The sequence below is a fragment of the Xylanibacter sp. genome, from assembly GCF_057607445.1.
The window spans coordinates 83,872-109,760 of the sequence record NZ_DBLZAX010000004.1 but is presented as its reverse complement, the minus strand read 5'-3'; the positions used below and the strand labels follow the sequence as shown (position 1 = coordinate 109,760).

18 protein-coding genes are annotated in these 25,889 nt (G+C 45.5%); 4 read left to right on the top strand and 14 right to left on the bottom strand.

Annotation, left to right across the window (positions count from 1 at the left end):
• Window positions 1–17 precede the first annotated feature (17 nt).
• The 7 genes from ACZMIG_RS04965 to ACZMIG_RS04935 form a co-directional block, all read right to left on the bottom strand.
• A complete protein-coding gene (locus tag ACZMIG_RS04965) occupies window positions 18–1,901 on the bottom strand; it encodes a hypothetical protein (protein WP_487889174.1) in 1,884 nt (627 codons plus the stop codon).
• A 72-nt stretch (window positions 1,902–1,973) separates the two neighbouring features.
• Window positions 1,974–2,351: a hypothetical protein gene (locus tag ACZMIG_RS04960; protein ID WP_487889173.1), complete on the bottom strand. Its 378-nt coding sequence runs from the start codon at window positions 2,349–2,351 to the stop codon at window positions 1,974–1,976.
• 175 nt (window positions 2,352–2,526) lie between these two features.
• Window positions 2,527–6,294, bottom strand: coding sequence for a choice-of-anchor J domain-containing protein (locus tag ACZMIG_RS04955; protein WP_487889172.1), 3,768 nt, complete (start codon window positions 6,292–6,294; stop codon window positions 2,527–2,529).
• Between the two features lie 29 nt (window positions 6,295–6,323).
• A complete protein-coding gene (locus tag ACZMIG_RS04950) occupies window positions 6,324–6,977 on the bottom strand; it encodes a hypothetical protein (RefSeq protein ID WP_487889171.1) in 654 nt (217 codons plus the stop codon).
• A 106-nt stretch (window positions 6,978–7,083) separates the two neighbouring features.
• The gene (locus ACZMIG_RS04945; protein ID WP_487889170.1) at window positions 7,084–7,908 is read right to left on the bottom strand and encodes an Omp28 family outer membrane lipoprotein; all 825 of its coding nucleotides are present in this window, start codon (window positions 7,906–7,908) and stop codon (window positions 7,084–7,086) included.
• 6 nt (window positions 7,909–7,914) lie between these two features.
• Window positions 7,915–9,555 (bottom strand): DUF6029 family protein, encoded by a 1,641-nt coding sequence (locus ACZMIG_RS04940; RefSeq protein ID WP_302698233.1) that lies wholly within the window; start codon window positions 9,553–9,555, stop codon window positions 7,915–7,917.
• A gap of 36 nt (window positions 9,556–9,591) precedes the next feature.
• Window positions 9,592–10,080, bottom strand: coding sequence for a TlpA family protein disulfide reductase (locus ACZMIG_RS04935; protein WP_418874615.1), 489 nt, complete (start codon window positions 10,078–10,080; stop codon window positions 9,592–9,594).
• A gap of 1,409 nt (window positions 10,081–11,489) precedes the next feature.
• Between ACZMIG_RS04935 and ACZMIG_RS04930 the strand changes: the two genes are divergently transcribed.
• Together ACZMIG_RS04930 and ACZMIG_RS04925 are read left to right on the top strand one after the other, a co-directional pair.
• Window positions 11,490–11,708, top strand: a complete 219-nt coding sequence (locus ACZMIG_RS04930) for a hypothetical protein (RefSeq protein ID WP_418874909.1) — start codon at window positions 11,490–11,492, stop codon at window positions 11,706–11,708.
• Window position 11,709: 1 nt separating this feature from the next.
• Window positions 11,710–13,149 carry a lipopolysaccharide biosynthesis protein gene (locus ACZMIG_RS04925; RefSeq protein WP_302023461.1) on the top strand — a complete coding sequence of 480 codons (1,440 nt, stop codon included), beginning with the start codon at window positions 11,710–11,712 and terminating at the stop codon, window positions 13,147–13,149.
• Window positions 13,150–13,432: 283 nt separating this feature from the next.
• On the opposite strand, the gene ACZMIG_RS04920 is transcribed toward ACZMIG_RS04925, so the two are convergent.
• The 7 genes from ACZMIG_RS04920 to ACZMIG_RS04890 all read right to left on the bottom strand — a co-directional run bounded on the left by ACZMIG_RS04920 (window position 13,433) and on the right by ACZMIG_RS04890 (window position 21,672).
• Window positions 13,433–14,386 (bottom strand): glycosyltransferase family 2 protein, encoded by a 954-nt coding sequence (locus tag ACZMIG_RS04920; RefSeq protein WP_302953514.1) that lies wholly within the window; start codon window positions 14,384–14,386, stop codon window positions 13,433–13,435.
• 68 nt (window positions 14,387–14,454) lie between these two features.
• Window positions 14,455–15,894, bottom strand: coding sequence for a DUF6080 domain-containing protein (locus tag ACZMIG_RS04915; RefSeq protein WP_418874910.1), 1,440 nt, complete (start codon window positions 15,892–15,894; stop codon window positions 14,455–14,457).
• Between the two features lie 137 nt (window positions 15,895–16,031).
• Entirely contained in the window at window positions 16,032–16,634 is a 603-nt protein-coding gene (locus ACZMIG_RS04910; protein WP_370799178.1) for an HAD family hydrolase, read from the bottom strand.
• 48 nt (window positions 16,635–16,682) lie between these two features.
• A complete protein-coding gene (locus ACZMIG_RS04905; RefSeq protein WP_287601314.1) occupies window positions 16,683–17,573 on the bottom strand; it encodes a decaprenyl-phosphate phosphoribosyltransferase in 891 nt (296 codons plus the stop codon).
• 125 nt (window positions 17,574–17,698) lie between these two features.
• A complete protein-coding gene (locus ACZMIG_RS04900; protein ID WP_053398897.1) occupies window positions 17,699–18,709 on the bottom strand; it encodes an acyltransferase family protein in 1,011 nt (336 codons plus the stop codon).
• A complete protein-coding gene (locus ACZMIG_RS04895; protein WP_053398898.1) occupies window positions 18,706–19,770 on the bottom strand; it encodes an acyltransferase family protein in 1,065 nt (354 codons plus the stop codon). The genes ACZMIG_RS04900 and ACZMIG_RS04895 overlap by 4 nt, the downstream gene beginning before the upstream one ends.
• A 72-nt stretch (window positions 19,771–19,842) precedes the next feature.
• Complete coding sequence (locus ACZMIG_RS04890) at window positions 19,843–21,672, bottom strand: phosphoethanolamine transferase family protein (RefSeq protein WP_053398899.1); 1,830 nt, start codon at window positions 21,670–21,672, stop codon at window positions 19,843–19,845.
• A gap of 256 nt (window positions 21,673–21,928) precedes the next feature.
• On the opposite strand from ACZMIG_RS04890, the gene ACZMIG_RS04885 reads away from it, so the two are divergent.
• Both ACZMIG_RS04885 and ACZMIG_RS04880 read left to right on the top strand, forming a co-directional pair.
• On the top strand, window positions 21,929–23,614 hold the full coding sequence (locus tag ACZMIG_RS04885) for a SulP family inorganic anion transporter (RefSeq protein ID WP_021855761.1): 1,686 nt from the start codon (window positions 21,929–21,931) through the stop codon (window positions 23,612–23,614).
• 698 nt (window positions 23,615–24,312) lie between these two features.
• A complete protein-coding gene (locus ACZMIG_RS04880) occupies window positions 24,313–25,437 on the top strand; it encodes a TlpA family protein disulfide reductase (protein WP_303054293.1) in 1,125 nt (374 codons plus the stop codon).
• Window positions 25,438–25,889 lie beyond the last annotated feature (452 nt).

Below are 25,889 nucleotides of genomic sequence, written 5' to 3'. Positions count from 1 at the left end.
TTAAAATCTACGGCAGATTAGCGGATAACCACTTTCTGGCCGTTGATGATATAGATACCCTTAACGAGTTTCTTCATTACGTCAGCTTTCTTACCCTTGCTTACGAGGCAGCCGTCTACGCTGTAAACCTCAACAACAGCATTAGCATCTTCAACTTCTACGCCACCGATGTTTGTAGAATTGTCAACGATGAATGTGTATGTCAACTCAGGATTGAAGAGATTGCCGTCAAGATTATAGAATGTTTCTTCAGGAATAACAACAGTGTAAGTACCATCTTCTGTTATTTCCGGAGTAAACGTAATCATCATCTTATTCATGTCATCACCTGTAGCATAATCGATCGCTGCAGAGATATTGCTTGCCTCAGCACCGTCTTTCTTAACTGTGATAACATTGTTTGTGTTCAGTTCACCAACACCATACTTAGAATCTACAGTAAGTTCAACAGTAGCAATTGACTTAACAGTGCTTCCGTCTGCAGGTGTAACCTCTGTAGGAACGAGTATGTTCCTAGGCATCTGATATGCGAGCAGGATAACACCGTCTGTACCGTAGCTGATAGGTGTACCATTTTCATTAACAGCAGAAACTGATACGCCAATGTTGTTCTCTGCGAGGGCAGCCTCAGGAACTGTAACAGTTATAACCTTGCCTTCAACCTTTGCTTCAGCAGGAACACGAGTGTTCATACCATAAGTTACAAGAGCAGAGTTTACTTTAGCATTCTCACCGCTCAATGTAATCTTGATCTCAGCAGGAATCTCCTTGCTGTACTCGCCACCTTCTACGTAAGGAGCCGGGTCTACAGATTCAACAGTGATAATAACCGGGTCAATGTTGAATGCTACAGTGAAGTCAGGGTTACATATACCATGACCCTGCAAACCATCAGTCCAAGGAGTTTCTTCGTTGAACAATTCGTTAGCAATTGACTGTGAATCTACCTTAAGTACATAAGCACCAAACTCATTGATTTCTTTCGGAGTCTGTGTACCAATTTCAACAAACTGAGCTGTTACGATAAGACCTGTTTCATCTTCATTTGAAGTCAAAATTGCATCAGCAACTTTCTCTTCACCTTTGTAAACGGCTGCATTAGCTGTAGATGTAATATATACACGCTCATCGTATGCAAATTCCATCTTACCCAAACTTGTGCTGTAAGAATTCTCTGCAGGAGTTACAGACTTGTATTTCAAAGAAGCGTCTGCAAAACGACCATCGTTCACACCAAATGTAAAGTTGTAACCGCTTCCGAATACAACACTTTCAGGGAAGCCTTCTGCCTTAGGCTCAATTTCATTGCCCTCTTCATCAGTCAGATCAAGCTGAAGGATAACGTCTGTTACAATAGTTCCCATAAAATTATAGAACGCTTCAGACATAGTACACTTGATAATAGAGTGGCCTTCTTCTGTATATGATACTTCTGCCTTTTCCCAGTCTAATGTTCCGTACATACCCATCGGGTAAACACAGTTCTTAACTTTAACCTTCTTGTCAACTTCAACAGTTACAACCTTTCTGTCATCCTTAAAGCTGAGCAGTTGGTCTTCTGTAGGATAAACGACATTTGGTTCCGGTTCAACTTTTACAAGATTTACAACAGTCTTTTCAACTTTTGCTGTACCACCTTCAAATGTCAGAGTTGTTGTCTCAGGAGTTTCAGTACCCTGCTCCATACCTTCCTTAGTCTGATATGACTCAATAATGATTTCGTATGTATTTCCTTCATACATATACCATGCATTATCAAGAACGCGGTCGTCTTTTACAATTTTCTCAGGACCAACCATGATAACATCTTCACCTTCTTCAGCCTCAGATGTATAATACTGGTGCATAATGCCTTCATCACCATGGAACTTACAGTGAACATACTTAACCTTCTTGTTCAATGTAACCTTAACCTGATTATCCCAGCTGATTTTCTCAACCTTTGAACCCTGCTCAGGCTCTGAACTTAAAATTTACAAAGCGTCACCAGATGCCGCTGTAAATGAAACTGTAATAGTAGTCTCCCAGTCAATTGTATTTGCATTATAAATTACATAGGTTTCACCAGATTTAACCTCCAAAGTAGAAGTACTTGGAGCACCCATACCCCATGTAAACGGCATAACATCACCGCCAACTACAGTAAACGCGGGATCTTTCATTAAATTGTATGACAATGTTAAGGTACCATCTCCAGGAGCTGTGAAGCTTGCATAAACGGGAGCATTTACCACATAATTGTCTCCATCGGCAATCACATACGGATCCTCTTGGGTACCCGAACCTGTCGGGGTTGCATTGACCCCCAAGACACATAGGAATGCCATCAAACTGATTAGTAAAGATTTCATAATACTTAATTTTAAATTAATAATAAGTTAGCATTAAATTATATAGGAAGGGTTGGGGACTAGCCCCATACCCTTTTCTATATCTTAGGTTCTTAAGGTCCATGCCTTGCTGTCTGCTGTATTATGTTTTGTGAAGTGTTTTTCTGATACAAACATACAAGGCCGATCTAAATATTTATTTAACGATTACTTTCTTAACAACGCTTACGCCGTCGCTTGTAGCCTTAACGATAAACAAGCCGTTCTTTCCGCCTGTGCTTACCTTAACAGCACCAGAAGTAGAGTTGACATTGCTTATTACGCTTCCGCTTACATCATAAACTGTAACGTTGAGATCGCTTCCGCCGTTAACGCTTATTGAACCGTTCTCACCAGAAATTGTGATACCGTTTTCAGATACTGTTGCATCGTTGATTCCAGCTGTTCCGGCTGACATCTTAAGTCTTGCAGCATTCAGAACGCGCTCTGTATTTGCATCAAGCAACATAACAACAACCTTAGTGTTATCCCAGTTCTTAACGTTTTCAGGCAGGCTGAATACCTTATTGAATGCAACAGGCTGACCTGCAGTTACGCTTACAGGGATGAAACCTGATTCACCTGCGAAGTTGTCGTTTGGCACTTTACGTGCAACATCGTTGAATGTTACAACAGCAACGCTTGAACCATACTTGCCGCCCTTACCGAACTCACCGAATATAGGCTGGTCGAGAACGTAGAAGCCATTAAGCTGAGGTCCTTCCAAACCATCCTCAAGAACAACAAATGCAAGATTGTGGTTCAGAGAGTTCATGGTTAGAGCATAGTTTACATTACCTGTAATCTGTATGTTCTTGCTTGAAGCATCGTAAATAGCCTTGTCGATGCTTACATCTGCAATTGCATAATTTTCGAACTCACGCTGAGCTACATCATAGAATGTATTGTTGCCTTCTGGTGAATCGAAGTGATACTGCTCGCTTCCATCAACATACATCGGCGCATAAAGAGTGTCTATACGGTTAACCAGACCCATAGGCTGTGCTGTTATACCGAAATATGTATTATAGTTCTCATAAGCAAACTGGTCTGTTCCGATTATAGAGCTATGAATAGCGATAGGTATAACCTGCTCACCGTAAAGTTTCTCAAGATTTTCCATTGCAAGGATTCCCTGAGGACAATTCTTACACTGCTGACCAGTGCTTTCTTCTATAACTACATGCTTTGTTGTCTCAAAAGCAAGGTTGCTGATAGTGTTTGTCTGGCTGTAAACAGTACCGCCGAGATCAATGCTTATAGTATACTTATTCTGTGCACCTACAGTCAGAGGCAACTTGTCAGGGAATGTGAAAGAATAATTCTCTGCACTTGTTATAGGCTTGCTAGGTGTATCTGTATAAGTGCTCTTGAATGAGCCGTCTTCAGAAGTAAGTGTTGCATTAATAGTGTTATAAGTCTTATCACTTGTGACCTTAACTATTACACCAACATTTGTAGACTCTTTGTTAACCTGCGTGCTTTCTACATTAGGAACGAAGTTGAAGTCGCCCTTGTAGTAAACCTTCAGATTATCCAAGAAGATCATACTCTGATTTTCGTTCTCATTAACGAAAGCGATATAGATATTCTTACCTGCATATTCTGCGAGAGATTTCTCAACATGTGTCCAGTCACCTGTCAGATTTTCCTCTGACTCACCGGGAGAAAGCTGCTCGTCATAAAGAACCTTACCATTAGCCTTGAACTTCTCATAAAGTTCTGTTGTGAAGTTAGAATAAACAGCATCATCCTCAAGAACGAGAACCTTAAGTCTGTCTGCCTTTGACTTATAGTATGACTGAACGTCAAAGCTGAGATAATAGTCGGCATTTTTTATTGACAGACGAGGTATTGACATCCAGTCGTCTGATTTTCCTGTAGGATTATAGATAGATGTTGAAGCTGCACAGTAGTCAGAGCTGCTTTCTGATTCACGGATTACGAAAAGCCAAGGAGAATTGTCGGCATCAAAGCCTAAATCCTGCATTGCACTTGACGGCTTGTTGTGGTCACCTTCATAAAGGAGGTATTTAACCATAGAGTTGCTAGGATCATTGAAGTCATCAGAGAAGAGGCTTCCGTCAGAACTGATTTCAGGCTCGTATGCACCTGTGTAATTAATTGTAATCTCATTGTTCGGACAGAATCCAATAATATCTGTAACAGAACCAGCCTCTACAACAACCTTATATTTCTCATCTTTTTCAAGATAACGCTTGAGGCTAGGATACAGAAGGATTGTGCTTTCTGCTCCCTGCACAAAGTTAAGTTCACAAACCGGTGATGTCTGACCATCTCTATACAGATAAGCCTTAGCATCTTCAGATATAGCGATAGACAAATCGAAGAGAATCTGTACAGGATGCTCTGAACTTATTTCAGATACATTTGCCTGATCTGCAGGAGAAACCTGCTGTACAGCAGCCGGAGCCTCGGCACGGCCGATATACTTAATTGAGATTTCATCACTCTTGATAGAGTTGTCTGCCATCAAATAGAATGCCCCAGCAGGGATCTTCATTGTATATTCCTCGTCAGCATTGAGAGCCTGAGGTATACCACCAATAGTGAATGTCTTGTTACCAGACTGAGCTGTAATGTTATACTCTCTCAACACCTTACCAGAAGCGTCCATGAACTGAGCCTTAACACCAGATGTTACAGCGGCAGACTTAGAGAAAGCCAACTTCATCTGACTGAATTTAGCAAACTTAGAGCCATAAGCAGGAGAAACGCCATAAGTGCCTAATGGATTAACGCTGCTTGCAGCTTCGCTGATAGTTTCAGGGAGACGAATGATATAACCCTTTGTCTTTGTCTCAGACATACCGATCATGGTCTTTTCATCATCAGAAACTCCTTGAATTGTTCCTGTGAAATCATAGCCAGTACGCTCATAGAAGTTCATATCATAACGGCCAGAAAGAATTTCGTCTATTCCGTACCAAAGACTACCCACACGTACGTAAGCAGAACGGACAGGGTTTACGGCAGGACTGCAAGCAAATACAACGCCTGTATTTGAAACAGCACTTCCGGCACGGTCTTGCTCTTCGCTTTCTGTATTATATAATATACAAGAGTTGTCGCTTGTATTGTAAAGATAGCTTGAAATGTATGAACCACCAGCCACCTGTACGATACCGGTAAGATATTTACCATTGTTACTCATTGTTGACTCGTCAACAAATGTTTCGTCAGGCACTTCTCCGAGAGCATTGTCTACATATTTGCACTCCTGAGTTGTCTTGTTGTAAACATAATAGCAAACAGTTGCAGGAGTTACAAAGTTAATAATACCAGAAAGGATGTTACCATCAGGACTAACCTTGTCTATACGTACCTGCTGAGTGTTTGTTCCAAGCTTTGTTTTCTTTGGGAAGTTAGGAAGTTCAGCATACACATCAATTGCACGATATGTACCATCAGACTGCTTCTCCCACAAAAGCGGTGTTTCAACATAAGCATCACCTGAGAAGCTACTAGAATTGCTCCATCCGCTGATGTATTTACCATCAGGTGTTACAGATGTAGCTTTTCCAGGATTCTCAGACTGAAGAGTGATCCACTTACCCTGATTCATGTCATAATAAGCAGGCTTGCTGTCATAGGTACCAACAATGATTTTTCCATCATTAGTAACGTCTGTAGCTTCGAGTGACTTTATCAAGTCTGCTTCAACCCAGAGTTCAGTAAGAGCACCTGTCTCTACATTAATAAGATAAGGATAGGCATACTTACTTTGATCATCATCATTCACACCAGCAGCAGTAGCCCACAAGCCATTGTCTGACAAAGATGTGAAAGCTGCAGCCTTGGGGAAACTCACAGTGGTAAGCTGTGCTTCCTGTGCTGAAGACGGAATTGCCCACAGCAGGCCCAAAGCCAACAGGATACATAAATATAAACTTTTCTTTACCATACAATAAAAATTAAAAAATAGGATTTATTTTACTTTACAATCACTTTCTCTATACGTCCGTCAGCATACTTCAGGATGTTTATGCCTTTCTGAGGAGCATCAAGAAGCTGACCATTGATTGAATAGCGTGCTACGACCTTATTATCTGCATTATTCTGAATACCGTCTATACTTGCAGTACCATCATAAATGAAATTAATAGTAATTTCAGAATCAGGCAGCATAGATTTAGATCCCTGAGCTGATATTTTCACTGTAGTTGTACCTGCAGCAACAGGAATCCACTCTGTATCAGTTGAGATATCAATAGTTTTGCCAGCATCTGCATTGGCATTCTTCTCTATTGTACCTTCACTATCCAAATTTGAACAGTTTTCTGCACAGCAGGCAGCAAATGTGCCATTAGGCAAAGCCGTAACATTATAAGTAACTTTACAGCTCTGAGATTCTGAAGAGTTATTCTTAATATAAACTCCACTTAAAGGAATCATGGGCACCTGTATAATCTCATAAGAGCCATCAGGATTAAATACGAAATCCTCTTTATAGGATACCTGATCCATTGTAAGAGTTGCGCCATTTTCAATGGTATTGCCTTCACCATCGACAAATATAAAATTCTGTGCATTCATTGCTACACAGCTAAATAACAAAGCGATACAAAGAGTAAATAACTTTTTCATCTTGTTCTTTTTATTAAAATGTTAAAATTGTTTTTATAGTTAAGATTAAAAGAGGGTATCAATGAGAGTGCATAAAAATGAAATACACTCTCATCGACATTATTTATCATTCATTCGGCTGTGCGTCGTCTTCAGTACTGATAACGGGTACTTTAACTACCTGCTGAACGCCACTATTGTTATAAACAAATGCTACAACAGACATATTTTCAGCCTTCCAGTCTTCATCCAAGACATAAGTGTTTGTTACAGTCTTTTCTTCGTCCCAAGCTATGCTGAAATCTTCTCCGTCCTGTCCGTTGACAGCTGTGCGGAATACATGATTATGCACATATGACGGATTAATTATGTCATTCTCCATATACTGAATGTTTGTTATATTGTCTTCAGTAAGCCAAAGCTGCAGTTTACCTGTAACATCAAGCACGCCTTTTGCATTAACATTTATGGTTACGGTTCTTGTTGCTTCATCATAAGATGTTGTTGCGTCAAGTTCGAGTGGAGCAGCAACCTTTATCGCATCATACACTAATCCCATCCATTTGTCAACATCACTCGACTTAGCCTTCCTATCAAATAATGCTGTCGGTGATGCCTCTATATTATTCTTTTGGTAATAATATTCGCCTGTCTCGGTCCATAGCTGGAATGGTTGTCCTGTTGTAGTCTTGGCAAACGGGCCACCATGTATGCCTACAGCTATTATGTTATCGGCGCCATACTCCCTCATCATATCCTCTATCTTCGCCGCTCCCTCAGGGCAATTGACGCAGCGCTGTCCCGTAAAGTCCTCGATGAGCACGCGCCTTGCGACCTGCACCGGTTCCACCTCTATCAGTCGGTCGTCCTCATCAATGTTGCTACATGCCATCAGAGAAAGTGCTGCTGCACAGATGGCAAACTTATTATATATGTTATTTTTCAGCTTCATCTCTGTTTAGAAGTTATAGTTGTACGAAAGTGTTACACCCTTGCTTGCCGGAACGTAACGGCATACACCGCCTGAGCAGTTATATCCTGCACGTGTACGGCCATAGCCGAGCTGTATACGGTGTGATCCTTTGTTGAATGTTACGTATCCCTGATAGTAATGAAGGTCTGTCACGCCACTGTTATACTCGTCGGCAATTGTGAACATCCAGTTGGGAAGCACTGACAGCTCCAACAGAGCATACCACCAGTCGCCGAGGTCGTCGTCTGTAGACAGATACTGAAGTTCGCCGCGCAGAGTGAATTTATTGTTGAACTGATATTTTGCATCGGCGATGAAGATGTCTGAATGAATCATACCACCCTCACCCTCTACTATTGTCTTATTGTAGAACTGGTTCATGTACATGAGGTTGAGTTTGAACTGACGTGTCAGCTTCTTCTCAATCTGTACGTTCAAGTCCTGATAGAAAGTCTCGTCGCCCATCTTCCAGAAAGCAGAGCCATATCCGTCTGTGCCAGCTCCACCCACTACGTTAGTATCAATACCACGAATGTGAGAGAAGTTCACCTTTACGTTTGTGCCATACTTACCGCCAAGGAGCGTATGACGCTTGAACTTATAGCCGAACTCACCCTGGAAGGCCCATTCGCCGTCAGGATTGGTAGCATAAGGATACATGGCAGCCAACGCATAAGTCTGATCCATGGTGAAAGCCGGCAGGTGGTTGATGAATGAAGAAGTGAGCGTCATCGACCTGCGACTGCGGAACGACATGTTGTCGCTGCGCTTTGCCTGCAGCAATACGCTCAAGCCTCTCTTTGAATAAGAAGCTGACAACATTGCCACGTTTCCTTTACGATATATATATCCGTTGTCGAACGTCGGGTCTTGTGTCTTCCACGCGTATTCTGCGAGAAGGCTGAAGTTTCCTTTCTGTAAATTTGCACGCACGTCAAAAGCGTTTACCGTTGTAGGCAGGTTAAGCTTGTGCGTAGCATCAACCATGACGTCTTCTTCTTTCTCGTACTTGTTTACCCATGAAGCACCGAGTGTAAGATATGTTCCGCTGTTGCTCAGGCCCTTGAACCACTGGTCGAGACCGAGTTCAACGTCTGCACCAGACACCCATGAGTCGTTGTGTGACCAATATCTTCGCTGCTTACCGCTAAGAGCCTTTATCGAAACTCCGGGCAGCGGCTTTATTGTCAGGCGTCCTCCAAGCAAAGAGTTGTCGATGCCCAGTGTGCGCTCCTCGTATGTACGGAGGATAAAGCCTGAGCCGAACTGCTCGTAGAAGTTACCTAACGTAAGGTCCCAATTTTTAAAGTGTGTTTTCAGATAGAAATAAGGAACTCCCCATCCCTTGTAGGCTTTTTCGAATCCGGGTAGAGGATGTTTCAGAAATTCGAAACGTGCTCCGGCATCGATATGCTCGCTCATTACATTCACATCAGCGAATGTGTTGGTCAAAGCCCATTCATTAACTTTTTCGGTGCCAATTGCTTCATCGTCTTGCGGAATAAGGATGTCGCTTTGGATACTTCCGCTGACGGTTATCTTTTTTTCTTCTGTCTCTTGTGCCATTGCTGTCAAAGACAAAGCAGGCATAAGCAAGAGACAGAAAATTTTATTATACTTGTGCATAAGTGTCAATTATTCTATAGTCAGCACTATGTGACATTATTTGTTTACGAGCTCTCTCACTTTCTCAATGAGTTCCTGTTCAGCTCCTTCTGTGTATCCGTTGTGTTTATAAACAATATTACCCTTTCCGTCAACGATCAGTGTGTAAGGAATCATCTGAATTCCAAGTGCACGCTTGAAATCGCTGTTCGGGTCAAGCAGTACTTCATACGGCCACTCATGACTGTCAACAAGAGGTTTTACTTTGTTGATGTTCTGTGCCTGGTCAATAGAAACGGCTATCACCTTTACGCCGGTCTCTTCCTGCCACTCGTCATAAACTTCGCTGATGGCAGTCAGCTCACGGTTGCAAGGCTTGCACCATGTGGCAAAGAAATCAATGATGAAAGGTTTGCCATTGTTTGACAACGTGTCTGTTCTCACTGTCTTACCATTAATGTCTTTAAGTGTTACAGACGGTAACTGCGCATTTGCAGAACACAATATTCCTAGCGCAAAAACAATTGATAATAAAAATTTTTTCATTATTAATGCAATTTTACTGTTTTAACTTGGACAAAGTTAGTAATAATTTTGTAACGCGCTAACTTTTTTATTAGAAAAAATGCATAAAAATATTTGTTTATGATAAATATTCAGACCAAAAGACCTATTTAATAAATATTAACTATAAAGATGCAATTTTTATGCATAAATTGTTCTTTTATAGAAATGACTTAGTCGTTTTTTCTTTGTTTTTTCCTTTTTTAGGCTATTGCATACCTTCGTGATAACTAAAAAGATTATATAATAACATTATGCAAAGTAAAACTATCCGGCATTTTTCGATGTGAAAACTTTGCGCCTTATACGCCCCGTTATATCATGGCAATAATTATTGCTGCTCATATTTCTGCAAATTTAAGTGTAAAACGGACATTATTCTTTTACTTTCAAATAGATGACAGGTCAATAAAAAACAAAAGTCAATATTGTCATTTTAACAACAAAAAGCACCAGGCAGAAAAGCAGTAAAATGATACGGAAAAATTATCAAAACACTAAAAAAATTAACGCCCTATATATATAAATAGGTGTAAAGCCTTGATTAATATCAAGAGCTGCTGAATGGGCCTGATGATAGAGATGCTTAATAAGGGAACAAAAACACATCATGCAGCGGCATAAATATAAAGTATATCTATGTAAAAAAATCAGAAGCGAAGACGCCTGATAATGCGGCGAGAAAGAAGGCTGGCATAAGTCCGAAAAATATTTACATTTAAAGCTAAACGTAACATCTTTGGGGCACTGAAAATCACGTAACAATAATAAACAGGTTAAAAGTTATCGGGCATCCATTTGTAACTTTGCAGGCAGAAAAGCGCACATTATGTCATTTAAGTTTTGTCATGATTTTCAGGCAAAATAGAAAACAAAATTAACGGAACAGGCTTTAAAAATAAAAAATTATTTACGATGCCCATCAAAAGGGCATGTTTTACATGCCGAAACAATGCCTTTTACGACTTAAAACACGGCTTTTGAAGGCTTAAAATAATACATATTTTGGTGAAAAAACATATGTTTTAAGCCTAAAAAGGACGGGAAAAATTGCACACTTTGACACACATACGGTTAAAGGTTCTAACAATCAGGAAGTTATGCTTGCACGCGTTTTCAGACAATATTTACAGACAAAAGATTTTATTTTTGAAATAACGCAGTTTAGAAGCGTTATTAAAATCCAATATGTAAGCAAAACGCACATAACGGCAGCAATCTGACTCTGATTTAAACACAAGCTATACCACAGCTGCAATGCCGTATCCGGGCTTGCGAAATAACAACATTTCATCTGCATTTATTTTGCTTTTCGAGCAGTTTGCACTATCTTTGCATTAAGTGGAAAATGGCTTTGCCTATATTGAAGGCAAAAGACTAAGCTGTTTGAAATGAAAGACTGCAATAAATACATAATATTCTACCAGGCAATGAAAAGGCTGTTCAGAAACAAAACGGGCGTCGGAGTTTCTGAATGGCAGCTGAAGACATTGACCGGTAGAAGGAAAAAGAACATTGAGAACGCTGCTAGGACGAAAGTCTTTGTTCTGGCGGCATACACGGCCGGAGAAGCAGCCGCACTGTCGGCTCACAGAATCAAGAACCTATAGAATGGAAACATTAAAAGAGAAAACAGCCAAAGGGCTGATATGGGGGCTGATGAACAATGGCTCCACGCAGATTTTAAACCTGATATTCGGCATATTCCTTGGCCGGCTGCTTACGCCGTCTGATTACGGAATGGTAGGCGTGCTGACCATATTCACCGCAATAGCCGGCAACCTGCAGAGCAGCGGATTCACTCAGGCACTGACAAACATGAAGCATCCTGAAAGCCGCGACTATAATGCGGTGTTCTGGTTCAACGTTATCGTAAGCATCAGCATCTACACCATTCTGTTCTTCTGTGCCCCGCTCATATCGCTGTTTTTCCATCAGCCAGCACTGACCGAACTGTCGCGCTTCGTCTTTCTAAGTTTTGTTATATCGTCGTTCGGCATTGCCCACGGAGCATACATGTTCAAGAACCTCATGGTAAAGGAAAACACCGTGACAGGATTTGCGGCATTGGTGACATCAGGCATAGTGGGAGTAGTACTTGCAATAAACGGACAGTCTTACTGGAGCCTGGCATGGCAACAGATTATATATATCACCATAATCAACATAGGGCGCTATTTCTACACGCCATGGCATCCTACGCTCCACATAGACCTGCGGCCAATAAAGAAGATGCTTAACTTCAGCATGAAGATTTTGCTGACGTCAATTATCAACACGCTCAACAGCAACATCCTTGTGTTCATCTTCGGACGCCTCTACCCCATAAAGGCTGTTGGAAGCTTTACGCAGGCCAACAAATGGAACACCATGGCCTATTCGTTTCTCAGCGGAACGATGGCGCAGGTGGCACAGCCGGTAATGGCACAGGTTACGGGCGACAACGAGCGTGAGCGCCGCGTGTTCCGCAAGATGATGCGCCTTACGGCCATGCTTTCCTTTCCTGCCATGTTCGGTCTCGCCATGGTGGCCGAAGAGTTTATCCTGCTGACCATCCACGAGCAGTGGCTAAGCAGCGTGCCGCTGCTCCGCATTCTATGCATCGGCGGAGCATTCATGCCGCTTTACACTCTGTATCAGAACCTTATGATAAGCCGCGGACGCAGCGACATATACCTATGGTGCACCGTTGTGCAGATTGTCATACAGATAGCCATCGTCGTAGCATTCGCCAAGTTCGACATGCAGGCAATGGTTTGGGCATATACAGCCGGAAACATTGTGTTTATCGGCATATGGCAGTATTTCTTAAACAAGCTTACAGGCATACGGACTATAGAGATAATGCGCGATATATGCCCGTTCATGATTTCAGCGGCTGCGGTCATGGCTGCGGTGTGGCCACTTACAGCTCCAATATCCAACCTATGGCTGCTGCTAATCTGCCGCTTTATCCTTGCCGCCGTTCTTTATCTTGCGATAATGCGACTGGCGCATGCCGAGATTCTGAATGAAGCTATCGAGTTTGTCAAGAACAGGAAAAAGCGATAAAGACGATAAGCCTAGGGACATGGTATCGTGCCATAAAGACAAATGTCAGCGATAAATGCGGCATGCAGAATGCCTCTTTTATCGCTGACATCTTATTATGCTTAACCTTAATCGGCCATAAGGATCTATCCAGCATTTTTGCTTTATATTGAGCGGATTCTCGTTTGATTTTTCGCAGGCATAGCGGCTATATCAAAAAAAGCGTACTAAAATACGGATGAAAGCATGAATGCACAAAATATATAAAATAATGTGCTGTTTAATGACCGGTTGGTATCTAAGACTAAAAGAAACGACTGCATATCTTTCGCGCCGTGAGATATGCGAAATTGGCTATACTGAAAGGGCAACGCCCACGGAACATTGCGGCAAGCATCTTGAACAGCGGTCCCGACGGACGATAAGGCAGAAGGCCGTAAGCCTCGTCAAAGCTATATCCGTCAGTGCGCACACAACGCAAGGCATTGATCATGCCCAGCTGCAAAGGCACGGCATACACGCGTCGCGAGTCGTTCTCAGTGAAGAAGTCAAGCACTATGCGGTTTGCCTTCAGATATGAACGCAGATGGCGTTCCGAACGTGTATGTGTATAAGAAGCCGTGTTTTCGTCGCTGTAATAATAAACAACATCGTTGATAAACGACCGCTTGGCGTAGAACATCAGCCTCGTCATTATAGAATAATCCTCGCTATAGTCTACTCCCGGCACAAGGGTTATGCCGTGGTCGGCATACAGACTGCGGCGGAAGAGCCGTCCCCACATGCGGTTTGACACTATATTCTGGCACAGCATAAGCGAGAGATAGCGCCTGGTGTCGCGGCTCTGGCATGGAAGCACCGGCTCAGACAGTCCTGCCGACGTGAAACGTTGCCAGGCTCCGTCGACGACATCGGCACCGCTGCGCTCCATCTCGGCGCACAACAGCTCCACAGCCCGCGGTGGCATATAGTCGTCGCTGTCGGCATGCATGATACATTCGCCTGTTGCAGCAGCAATGGCCACGGCACGCGTAGCCCCCACTCCGCGGTTCACCTCATTGTCTATTATGCGCACCTGCGGCGCACGATCAGGATAACGCTCTATGACTGAGCGCAAGATGCTTATGCTGCTGTCTGGAGTACAGTCGTTTACAAACACATACTCCATGTCGCGATGTGTCTGCTCGAACAGCGAAACAGCACAACGCTCAATATACTTTTCCACCCCGTAGACGGGCACAAGCACTGATACCTTCATAAAATCTCTTGCGTTAAGCGTTAAACCAACCTTACAGTCAGACCGTTATCCTCACAGGCTGCTGCCGTTTATCCCAGCAGATAGCCTGCAAGCAGAGTGCCGTTATATGCCCAAAGCCACAGCGTAAGCACAACGAGCAGCACGCGCAGCCATGTTCTGAATCTTCCGTTCTCAGCCTGTTTCACCACAAATGCCATTGCCATAGGCATTACAAACAGCCAATGGGCACCCATTATATACACTTCGTTGATGCCGAAGCCAAGTCCCATGTGCAGGAACATGTCGAAAGCAAAGCCGCCCAAAGCCATCCAAAGGAAGCGCGAACGGCGTCCGTACCATATTCCGCCGATAAATAGCAGAACAATGACAGCCTCAACCACGTAGTTGATAATCCAGCTGTAAGGCACTATCACCGGCCTGCTGCGCAGCGTATCCTGCAGCAGATGCTGGTCGTGCAGCTGTATAGACTCGCCAAAAAGGTTCTCTACAGCCGTTTCAGAGCGCGAAGTAGAAATGTCTGTCCACTTGATAAATTCGCCCTTGCCCATCGGCTTGCCGGTATGCTTGTTCCATGCCTTCTGGTGGTCTTTCACATATTTTGCCTTCACACGCTTGTTCATCTCTTTTGCAAAGGCTTTTTTTATCTCGGCACTGTCCTTCAGCGACGTTGTGTCAGCAAATGCATTGAACAGTTTCTGACGTGTCTCGGCACTCTTTTTCAGCCGTGCTTCGTGGCGTGCCTTTTCTTTAGGCAATACGAAAGTGCGGTATTCCCATCGTGCAAAAACCCATATAAGGGCTGAAGGCAGCAGCACTGCAAGCAGCAGATACTTGATGCGGAAGAACTTCTTTCCGTTGGTAAAGAGCGCATATATGAATATCTTCACGCCGTTGCTAAGCGTCACGCCGGCCGTAACAAAGAACAGCAATACCGTCTGCCAGATGCTTAAACTTGTGCCGTTCTGCATTTTCAGGCCTGATATATACAACGTGAACACAAGCAGGAACATCGACACGCAGAAATGATCGGGCACTACGGCTGCTATCATGACATACGCAAACGAGAACAGCATGGCCGAAAGCACCGTGGTCTCAAAACGCCGTATCTTTATTATGTCGCGGAAGATGCGGAAGATGAATATAAACGAATAGAATGCAAAGAAGAGGAGCGGAACAGCCACTATAAACTGCACAAGGTTTAGTCCCGTCATATCCATCAGCCAACCGTCGAGCAAGGACAGCGGCCAGACCATGAACGAAAGGAACGGATGGCGGTAAACATTATAGTTGGCTTCCCAATACGTAACCATAGAATAGGTTATCGGATCGAAGCCTGACACTACAAAGTTCTTTATAAATATATTCCAGTGCGCCCCGCCTGTATGCAGAAACGTATTGAAAGTCTTGCTTATCATCATTGCGTGCAGAGCAATCAGCACACAGAGAGCGCAGACCGACGCGGCCATTTCCTCGCGCCTTATTTTAAACATTCTGAAAAATTTCTTCATATCGTTTGTTTATATTTTCTAAAATCCAAAATCCCTGACAGCCCAATGTCCCTCATTGCGTCAGCCAAGCATCATGCCAATCCGTCAGGCATGCCGGTCTATTAGCGGCAGTCTCACCGCAACGAAAGCGTCAAAGGCTATTTTCTGAAAGGCTTATAGTGGCTTTCGTTGGCAAAGTCAAGCAGTTCGAAGTCGCCTCTGCTGTCGCCATAAGCCGCAAGCCAATAGCTATTACGACCGGGATAAAGCTGTATCAGGCGTCTCACTTTCTCTTCGCCATAGCAGTTCTTTGAGATAAAACGACCCGTAACAACCCCGTCGCGTTCCTCTATCATGGTGCCGATGACCGTCACGCCGTCAAGTCCGGCAAAGAACGGTTCCACCCAGTTGTTTATACTCGCGCTTACAATAACCACCTTGCAGCCTTCCTCAAGCACCTCGTTAATCTTCTGTATGCCCTTTGGCCGCAATAAAGAAATGTTCTCACTCGCAAAGCGCACGCACCATTTGTTGAACTCGTCGAGCTTCATCCCGCCGAAGCAATGGGCAAAGACTTTCTGCTTTACCTTCCAGTTGGGATAAAGGCCAAGCTTCATCAGCAACAGCAACGGCAGATAGCGCAGCATGCAAAGAAAGAAAGCCTTGTCGCCACGGACGAACCTTATAAACTCCAGAAGGGTGTCGCGGTTGGTCAGTGTGCCGTCGAAATCAAAGGCGTATATCTTTAAAGTACTGTCCATAATCTAAATCACAAGAAATGCTTTATACGCTTAAATCAGCTATTGTCCTTACTTTATTACATATATCAGCACAAGGAACGTAAGCGCCCATAGCAGCACCACGCACTGCGTGAACCTGTCGCGGAGCATCATCTTTGTAGGGTCGCCGCTCCTCTTGTCAACAACGGTTATCTGTATGTAGCGCAACAGTCCGAGCAGCACGAAAACAGAAGTGAGATAAAGCAGGTCTGAATGGAAACGGTTTACCACCTCTGGCGACACGGTGTACATGATATAGCATACAAGCGTCACCGACGCCGTGATGGTTATTGCCTGATTTATGAAGGTAAGGTTATACCTTATAGTATTCTTTCTCGGCGGCTCTCCCGTCTCGTTCATGCGCAGCACATCATCGCGCCGCTTGGCAAACGAGAGAAAAAGAGTGAGCAGGAAGGTCATGAGCACGAGCCACTTGCTCAGGGCAATGTCCGTGGCAAAACCTCCGGCAAGCACGCGCAGCACAAAGCCGAAAGCTATGATGCAGACATCTACAATGGCATACTGCTTCAGCTTAGAACAATAAAGGATGTTCAGAATATAATAAATAAGGATTACCAGTCCCACATTTATAACATGGCTGTATGTATCGAGCAGACACACCGTTCCTACCGACAGCAGAAACATTAGAGCCATAAGGGCCCAGGCACTCCTGACGCTTATGGCGCCCGATGCTATTGGACGCTTGCACTTAACGGGATGGCGGCGGTCGGCCTCAACGTCGATAATGTCGTTGAAGCAATAGACCGACGACGCAATGAAACTGAATGCAAAGAACGTTACGACCGATGCCCTTATGTCAGACGGGTCGAGCAGACTGCCGCCGAAGAACATGGGTATCATAACAAACACATTCTTTAGCCACTGGTGCGGACGTATCAGTTTTAACAGATTACTTTTCATTACTTCTCGTTTTTAATTTCATTTTGCCGACCAGGCTGAAGACTTGCTCTCCCAGCAGGGCCATATGCCTCAGGCCGCCCGGTCAGTGCCATGCATTATCAATATCCGTCACATGCCGTTGCCCGCTATATGTTCTTCGGCAAGAATCCTATCACGAACGACACAAGTCGGTGCAACAGCCACGCAAGTACAAGAGAAACGGCTATCATGATAAGAGCCGTAAGACAGTAACCCAGCTTGTAGGGGGTTATGTATTTCATGACAAACTGTATGTGGATGAGATAAAGCTCAAGGCTTACCGTGCCCACAAAGGCAAGTGCCCGGCAGATAATAGCAGGCGTATGGCATAGCAGCTTCACAAGCAGCAATATCATCGACACGGTGAGCGGAATGTAGACCATGCGCTCAAGGAACAGCGGAAAACGGCCTCGCCACGACTCCTCGAACTCCACACACATGGCCAGACTCATGACAAAAATCAGCAGCACGAGCCACAGCGACGAGCCGTCGAGGCTGCGTCCGCCCTTTACGAGCGCGCCGCAGTTGATGCCGATAAGAAATATAGGTATGCGGCTGAAGAATATCTCCACATGCCCTACAGCCTTATGCACAGGCGGATAATACTGCACCATGACGGCAAGCACCATAGCGGCCACCGCAAGCCAACGGTATTCGGGATGCTTCTCTATGAGTTTCATGTATGCCGGGGCAAAGGTGTACATCATCATTATGGCAGGTATAAACCAGAACGTCAGGTCGTCAATGCGCCAGAAGCTCCAGTTTATCAGGATGTTTGCAACAAGGTCGGGCACGTTGCGGCTGTAGCCTCCGCCGGGAGTGTTGATAAACGCCGGAATGTAATACAGGCAGGCCATAAGTATCCATGCCGGATAGATGCGTATGTAGCGGCGCCAGAAAAAGTTTTTCAGCGTTGGCTTCTTGCTCCATGCATACCAAAGGCCTATGCCGCTGAGGAAGAGGAACATGTCAACGCCCACATTTCCGCATCTCACAAAGCCGTACATCGGATTGCTCTTGGGCATCCACACATGGAACAGCATGACAAATATCATGGCCAGTCCCATCAGTTCGCTGCGATAGCGGCTTATGTCCGAAAGGTTTATGGCTTTTATCATATCTTCAGCTTTGGTTTTGGAATATAGCGGAACATCAACTTAAACAGCCATGCCAGAAGTATCGACGCAACGATATACGTGATCAGTCCGGTGTAGATGTATCCGCGGTAAGACATCTTTATAATTATCTCGCGCGTGATGGGGTGCATCACGAACAGCGCCGACGATATGGCACCGAACCATACGCACGGGGCAAGCGCCTTGTCGGGTATCAGCTTCATGGTGGCAACGGCTCCGGTTACGATGAACAGCGGCACAAACAGCCACGACCAGAAATAGAAGCTGCCAATGAAAACGATGAATGCCGACACCACTACTATGGTGAGATTTATCGGCAAGGGCAGGTTGCGGCCGTGGCGGGCATAGAGTATGCCGGCACCAAAGGGAAGCATGCCGCCTATAAAGTTGTAACGTATGCGGTTGAGAATCTCGCCTCCCTCATCGACCGACGGCGGAAAAAATGCCTGGACAGCCGTGCACAGCACTATCAGAGCCAACGTAACAGCCGAACTGCGGCGATAAAGCACTAGGCGGTAGACGATGTAGAGCTGAAGCATGAGTCCGAAATACCAGTAAGGCCCGGGCTTTATGATGTGGTCGGGGTCGGGCATCAGGTTGATATACATCAGCAGCTGGGCTATGACGCGGCCCACGGTGTAGCCGTGATAGCCGTGCGGATGGAGATAGCTCACCACGGCGAAGCCTATATAGCCAAGGAACATAAGGCGCAGCAGCTTGGCATAATGGAAACCGATGAAGGGCAGCGCCCTTACTCTCGTCGGCGTGCTGCGCTCATACTTGTAGACGAGGCCGAAGCCGCTGATAAACAGGAACACGGGCACTCCGTAGTGTCCGAAGAACGACATAACGTGTATAAACAGGTTGTCGTCGAGCGTCAGCATGCGCTCAAGCAGCTGTCTCGGCTTAGATGCCGTGAAGGTGTATTCGTTCTCCTTTACGGCAAAGCCCAGAAAGTGGCAGTAGTTGTGAAGAATTATTCCCAGTATGGCTATGCCCCTGAGGGCCTTCGACTCAGCCATGCTCAGCAGTTCTTTTTTCATTGTCTTAAGTTATTTTTGTCACGGCGCCATTGCCGCGCTGCCCGCACCTCACCGGTTGCGGCGGCCTGCGCGTCAGTCTTCAACGCCGAGTTTGTCATAGTCGGTAGTGTTCTTTAACATTCTTGGTCTCTTTTCGTTATACCCGTCGCTCAGCACGTTCAGGTCGTCGCGATAGTGGGGCGAACTTATGCCGCCCAGATACAGCAGCAGATGCGGCAGCGCGTCGGTCATGTAGCGACGGTCTTTGGCCTTCACTATGTCGTTGAACAGCGACGGATGACCAACCATAAAGCTGTGTGAGCACCAAATCCAGAACGGAATGTCGAACTCCTCGCGTGCCAGGCGCGCCGTTATCTCGGTAGAGTGCATGCGGCCGTAGAAGTGGACGTCGCCCTCATAGCACTCCTCGCCATGGTCGGGCACATACACCACGATGGCGTCTTCATCCTCGAAGCGCTTTATTATCTGGTCAACAATCGAGTCGTTATACAATATTGCGTTATCGTAGTCGGCAAGCACGCGCAGCTCTTTCTGCTTGAGCTCGGGCCTGTCGTAGTCTTCCGGATTAAAGTGTCTGCGGTCTCTCGGGAAGCGCGTGCGATAGTCAACGTGCTGCCCCTTCAGATGGAATATTATCAGGTTGTTCTCTCCGTTGTTGCGCTGCAGCCTGTCATAGTCGCCCAGCAGTCCGTCGTCGTACCGATATAGCCGCGTGTTGCGCGTGTCGAACATGGCGTGGCTCAGCTGCGGATTGTTCAGGAAGAAGCCGCCGCTGAAGTCGTAGACAGCCTCCTTAGCCTGAGGCAGAAACTGGTTGGTAAGGAACGTTACATGATATCCTGCCTTGCGGAACAGCTCGGGGAACAGCGGATAGTCGCACCATTCGCCCTTGTCGCCCACTGTATAAAGCGAGAAGAGAGCCTTGAACACAAAGCTCGTAAGATTCCACGGCGCCACAACGTCGCTGAACGGTATCAGCTCGCCCTTCTGAGCGCGTGCCTCCTGTCTTGGCGTGGTGTCTTTATGGTATCCGTACAGTCCGGCATGATGGCGGTTGTAGCTCTCGCCTATTATCAGCACGATATTCTTGCTGCGGAACGAGCAGCTGTCCACCTTTGCCTTGTCGATATTTTCCACCAGGGTCTTCACCTGCTTGGCCGTAAGTTCGTTGGCATATATGCTGAACACAAGGCGGTAGCCGGGCAGATACAGCTGGGCCTTCTCCTTCTTGGTCAGTTCATGTTCCACCTGCCCTATGTTGTCGTAGGACATCAGGCGCACAAAGGCCGTCTTGTCGGCAAAACACTTGACCGTGCTGACCACAAACATCACAAGGAACAGCAGTCCGAGCCACGGCTCAGCCATGCGCCACCATCCGGGCACGCCTAAAGCCATGCCGGTCTTGGCCTCCAGCCAGGCCTTGCACTTGGGGCGGTTGTGCCATATCAGCACCCATGCCACATGGGCAAGCAGTACGAGCAGCACCCAGCCCAGACGGCTGAACACCACGGAGCCCGTGAGATACGACTCGAGAAACTCTGCCGCCTCGCGGCTGTCGGTCTCGCCCACAAGCAGCAGCATCGTGGGGGTTATCGTCGTGTCGAACTTCACGAAGCAATAGACGTCGACAAGCACTATCATGTAAAAAAATACGTAGATAAAACGCTTCAGCCACTTGGCCACGCTGCGCGGCAAGAGCCACAGCACAACGCAGATTATGCTGACATCGAAAAACAGCTCGTAGGGCGCAAGCGGCCATGCGTGATATCCGCGCTTGTCGGGCACTACGGCATAAGTGCACACGATGCCGAGCACATACATGAATACAAAGAAAGCGGCATTGCCTTTTATCGGCTTGAAGATATTGGTGAACACACGTCCTGCCAGATTCAGTATTTTCATCAAATTCTAAATATTTTTGGCAAAATTACATCTTTTTATTGTATCTGCAATGCAAATGCACCGCAAATCGAATGCGGCAAAGATAAATCACACATATTTTATTATATTATATACGTTTAATGCGCAAAAGAATGAAACGCAACGGCGCAAATAACTAAAAAAGCATAAAAAATGTTTTGTAATGTAACATAAACATTGTACCTTTGCGACTTCTTTAAAACAAATAACATTTCAGAATAACAACAAATCAGAACAAATGGAACCTTTTGCATTCAGGCCGCGCCTGCTGTCAACGCTGAAAAGCTATAACCGCAAGACGCTGATGGCAGACATCATGGCCGGAGTAATAGTAGGCATTGTGGCCCTGCCGCTCGCCATAGCCTTCGGTATAGCGTCGGGCGTAACTCCCGAACAGGGCATAATAACCGCCATCGTGGCCGGACTTATCGTGTCGGTGTTTGGCGGAAGCAAGGTGCAGATAGGCGGACCCACGGGCGCCTTCATCATCATCATCTACGGCATAATACAGCAGTACGGCATGGAAGGCCTTGCCATAGCCACGCTCATGGCCGGCGCGTTCCTCATCCTGTTCGGCCTGCTGCGCCTCGGAGTAATCATCAAGTATATACCCTACCCCATAATCGTGGGCTTCACGAGCGGAATAGCCGTAACCATATTCACCACGCAGATAAAAGACCTGCTGGGCCTTAGCATAACAGATGTGCCTGCCGACTTCATCGAGAAGTGGGGCGCTTACGCCGCCAACATAAGCACCATTGACATGTGGAGCGCCATTATCGGCGTGGCAAGCGTGCTGCTGATAGCCGTAACGCCGCGCTTCAGCAAGAAGATTCCCGGCTCGCTGATAGCCATAATCGTGATGACGGTGGCGGCGCTGCTGCTGAAAAACTTTGCCGGCGTGACGTCGATAGAGACCATTGGCGACAGATTCTCGATTAGCAGCGAACTGCCTGACGCACAGGTGCCGCAGATGACATGGGAGACAATAAAGAGCCTCGTGTCGCCGGCATTCACCATAGCCATACTTGGAGCCATAGAGTCGCTGCTGTCGGCAACAGTGGCAGACGGTGTAACTGGCGACCATCACGACTCTAACACCGAGCTTATAGCCCAGGGCATTGCCAACCTGGCATCGCCGCTGTTTGGCGGAATACCGGCAACGGGAGCCATAGCGCGCACAATGACCAACATCAACAACGGCGGACGCACGCCCGTGGCGGGCATAATACACGCTGCCGTGCTCATGCTGATATTCCTCTTCCTCATGCCGCTTGCGCAGTATATCCCCATGGCCTGCCTGGCCGGAGTGCTGGTGATAGTGTCATACGGCATGTCGGGATGGCGCTCGTTCACAGAGCTTATGAAGAATCCCAAGAGCGATGTGGCAGTGCTGCTGATAACGTTCTTCCTCACCATAATATTCGACCTCACCATAGCCATCGAGGTGGGCCTGCTCATAGCCTGCCTGCTGTTTATGAAGCGCATGGCCGAAACCACTGACGTAAAGGTGATTATGGACGAGATTGACCCCAACGACGAGCTTGACATCGAGCAGGGCAACCTTGAGCACCTCACTATACCCAAAGGCGTGGAGGTGTACGAGATTAACGGTCCTTACTTCTTCGGAGCCGGAAACAAGTTTGAGGAGGTGATGGCCGTGTTCGGCGACCGTCCCGTTGTGAGGGTGATACGCATGAGAAAGGTGCCATTTGTCGACTCTACGGGAATACACAACCTGAAGAATCTCTGCATAATGAGCCGCAAGGAGGGCATCGAGATAGTGCTGTCGGGCGTTAACAGCAATGTCCGGGCCGTACTAGAAAGGTCTGGCTTCAACGAGCTTATAGGCAAGGAGAACATCTGCGACCACATAAGCACTGCCCTTAAACGTTCAAAAGAGATTATCGGAGAGAACGCGTAAGTGAAAGTAAAAAACGAACAGTGAAAAGTAAAAAATCCAAATGTTTTGTGGCTTCTGATCAACCACTCAGCATTTGGATTTTTCACTTTTATTTTTTAATTTTCATTGCGCTCTACCCTGTTTTTTCTATTAAATTCCGATAATGCAACCTTAATATCTTCGCTTTCGTAACCGGGACATAGGAAGTAAGCGGATTGAAAAATCCTGATACGCCATTCCGGCAGATTACAAATCAGCCGGAACAATAGTCTTGCTGCTACATATCCGTAAGCACAGAGACATAGGAAGCAAGCGAATTGAAAAATCCTGATAATTAATTCCGGCAGATTAATTTTATTGATTGTCTGTAACCACGGAAGCAACAAGACTATTGTTCTGTCGGATATGCTATCCGACAGCATTAAGTATCAGGATCTGTGATCTGAAATTCATACCTATTAATCAAAAAAATAGGAAGCTCCGGCAGATTACAAATCAGCCGGCACATTAGTCTTGCTAGTACATATCCGTAAGCACGGATAGCGGGAGAGTTGCTGTGGTGTTGCCGTGAAGCATTATTTGTTTTGATAATGCACGATTTTGTGGGACGGGATACGAAAAGAATGTAAGAATAGCAGATTGCCAGCAGATATTTTGTATATTTGCCTATGGAAATCAAGAGGTTAATAAAGACATCTGATAAAATTAAATGTTCAAATATGAAAACCATAATCACTGTTATTTTACTTGGTGCAATTTCTCTTGGTCTACATGCCCAGAATTTTACGCTTAAAGGGCATTTTACAGACATTGCGGATGATACTTTGCTGATAGAATATGTCAGGCGTGAACCTGACAAAAGAGTGGTGAGTGAAAGAATCCCTGTTGACTCAAACGGATTTTTTAATTACAGTTGCAACATTAAGTGGGCGTACAATGCTGAGTTGACAGTTAAATCAAACGGCTACAAGTCGCATATATTTCTTGTTCCCGACGAAAGTGCGGAAATAGAGGGACCATGCGCATATTGGAAGATTAATGGCACGGCGTTCTATCAGAGGATGGACAGCATAAACCAAATGCTGCAGCCATTTTACAAAGAGTTTGACGCCGCTAAATCAGAATATGACAAGGGCATGGCCGACGGACTCGACAAAGCCGTGCTGGACAGCATAAAGAAAGCTGCCAACATGGATATAAACAAAAGGATGTGGAAAGTAACGCATCAGTATATAACGGAGCATCCGAACGATGAAATTTCGGCCGCCATCCTCCTTTCTCAAGACTATACGGACATCTTACCTGCCATAAGGATGCTGTCTCCGGAAGTGCGCAACGGGCGTTTCAGAAACTACATAGACATAATAGACAATATGTTTTCAAGGCTTGACAAGGAAATAAAGGCGAAAAAATCAGAAAAATTAAAGTTGCAGGAAGGCAAGCTTGTGCCCGACTTTACGTTGAAAGATATAGACGGCGAAGATTTCAGCCTTCATTCCATTTTAGGCAAAGGCAAATATATTGTTGTTGATTTCTGGGGTTCCTGGTGCTCTTGGTGCATAAAGGGATTTCCGAAAATGAAAGAATACTATGACAGGTTCAGGGACAAGTTAGAGATAGTAGGTGTGGCCTGCTATGACAAGGAAGATAAGTGGAAAGCTTCCGTAAGAAAGAACAATGCGCCGTGGATACATGTGTTCTCACCCGACGGCAAAACAGAAGTACGCTTCGGCGTGACAGCCTATCCCTATAAGGTTGTTGTCTCACCGGACGGAAAGGTAATAAAATGCTTCACGGGCGAGACAGATGAATTCTACAATATGCTTGATGATGTGCTAAAGTGATTCGGAGTCATGCCGTGTAAAGCGGGCACACCGCATCATGGCCATGAATGTGACGGACTGCGAAAGGCAAGGCAGGCCGTGTATAAGTAGGGCGCGCCTTGTTTGCGTCATGATGCCGTACAAAAAAATCAGCCGGCACAATAGTCTTGCTGCTACATATCCATAAGCACGGAAGCAACAAGGCTATTGTTCTGTCGGATATGCACGTGTTGTTGAGCGCAGCGAAAAATTCGACAGCATCGAATATCAGGATCTGTGATCCGAAATTCATACCTATTAATCAAAAAAAATAGGAAGCAAGTGGATTGAAAATCCTGATACGCCATTCCGGCAGATTACAAATCAGCCGGAACAATAGTCTTGCTGCTACATATCCATAAGCACGGAAGCAACAAGGCTATTGTTCTGTCGGATATGCACGTGTTGTTGAGCGCAGCGAAAAATTCGACAGC

Coding starts and splice junctions, on each gene's coding strand:
- ACZMIG_RS04910 (WP_370799178.1), bottom strand. CDS start 16,634: ATGGACAGTACTTTAAAGATATACGCCTTTGATTTCGACGGCACACTG.
- ACZMIG_RS04880 (WP_303054293.1), top strand. CDS start 24,313: ATGAAAACCATAATCACTGTTATTTTACTTGGTGCAATTTCTCTTGGT.
- ACZMIG_RS04940 (WP_302698233.1), bottom strand. CDS start 9,555: ATGCACAAGTATAATAAAATTTTCTGTCTCTTGCTTATGCCTGCTTTG.
- ACZMIG_RS04950 (WP_487889171.1), bottom strand. CDS start 6,977: ATGAAAAAGTTATTTACTCTTTGTATCGCTTTGTTATTTAGCTGTGTA.
- ACZMIG_RS04885 (WP_021855761.1), top strand. CDS start 21,929: ATGGAACCTTTTGCATTCAGGCCGCGCCTGCTGTCAACGCTGAAAAGC.
- ACZMIG_RS04920 (WP_302953514.1), bottom strand. CDS start 14,386: ATGAAGGTATCAGTGCTTGTGCCCGTCTACGGGGTGGAAAAGTATATT.
- ACZMIG_RS04925 (WP_302023461.1), top strand. CDS start 11,710: ATGGAAACATTAAAAGAGAAAACAGCCAAAGGGCTGATATGGGGGCTG.
- ACZMIG_RS04900 (WP_053398897.1), bottom strand. CDS start 18,709: ATGATAAAAGCCATAAACCTTTCGGACATAAGCCGCTATCGCAGCGAA.
- ACZMIG_RS04945 (WP_487889170.1), bottom strand. CDS start 7,908: ATGAAGCTGAAAAATAACATATATAATAAGTTTGCCATCTGTGCAGCA.
- ACZMIG_RS04915 (WP_418874910.1), bottom strand. CDS start 15,894: ATGAAGAAATTTTTCAGAATGTTTAAAATAAGGCGCGAGGAAATGGCC.
- ACZMIG_RS04905 (WP_287601314.1), bottom strand. CDS start 17,573: ATGAAAAGTAATCTGTTAAAACTGATACGTCCGCACCAGTGGCTAAAG.
- ACZMIG_RS04890 (WP_053398899.1), bottom strand. CDS start 21,672: ATGAAAATACTGAATCTGGCAGGACGTGTGTTCACCAATATCTTCAAG.
- ACZMIG_RS04955 (WP_487889172.1), bottom strand. CDS start 6,294: ATGGTAAAGAAAAGTTTATATTTATGTATCCTGTTGGCTTTGGGCCTG.
- ACZMIG_RS04930 (WP_418874909.1), top strand. CDS start 11,490: ATGAAAGACTGCAATAAATACATAATATTCTACCAGGCAATGAAAAGG.
- ACZMIG_RS04935 (WP_418874615.1), bottom strand. CDS start 10,080: ATGAAAAAATTTTTATTATCAATTGTTTTTGCGCTAGGAATATTGTGT.
- ACZMIG_RS04895 (WP_053398898.1), bottom strand. CDS start 19,770: ATGAAAAAAGAACTGCTGAGCATGGCTGAGTCGAAGGCCCTCAGGGGC.
- ACZMIG_RS04960 (WP_487889173.1), bottom strand. CDS start 2,351: ATGAAATCTTTACTAATCAGTTTGATGGCATTCCTATGTGTCTTGGGG.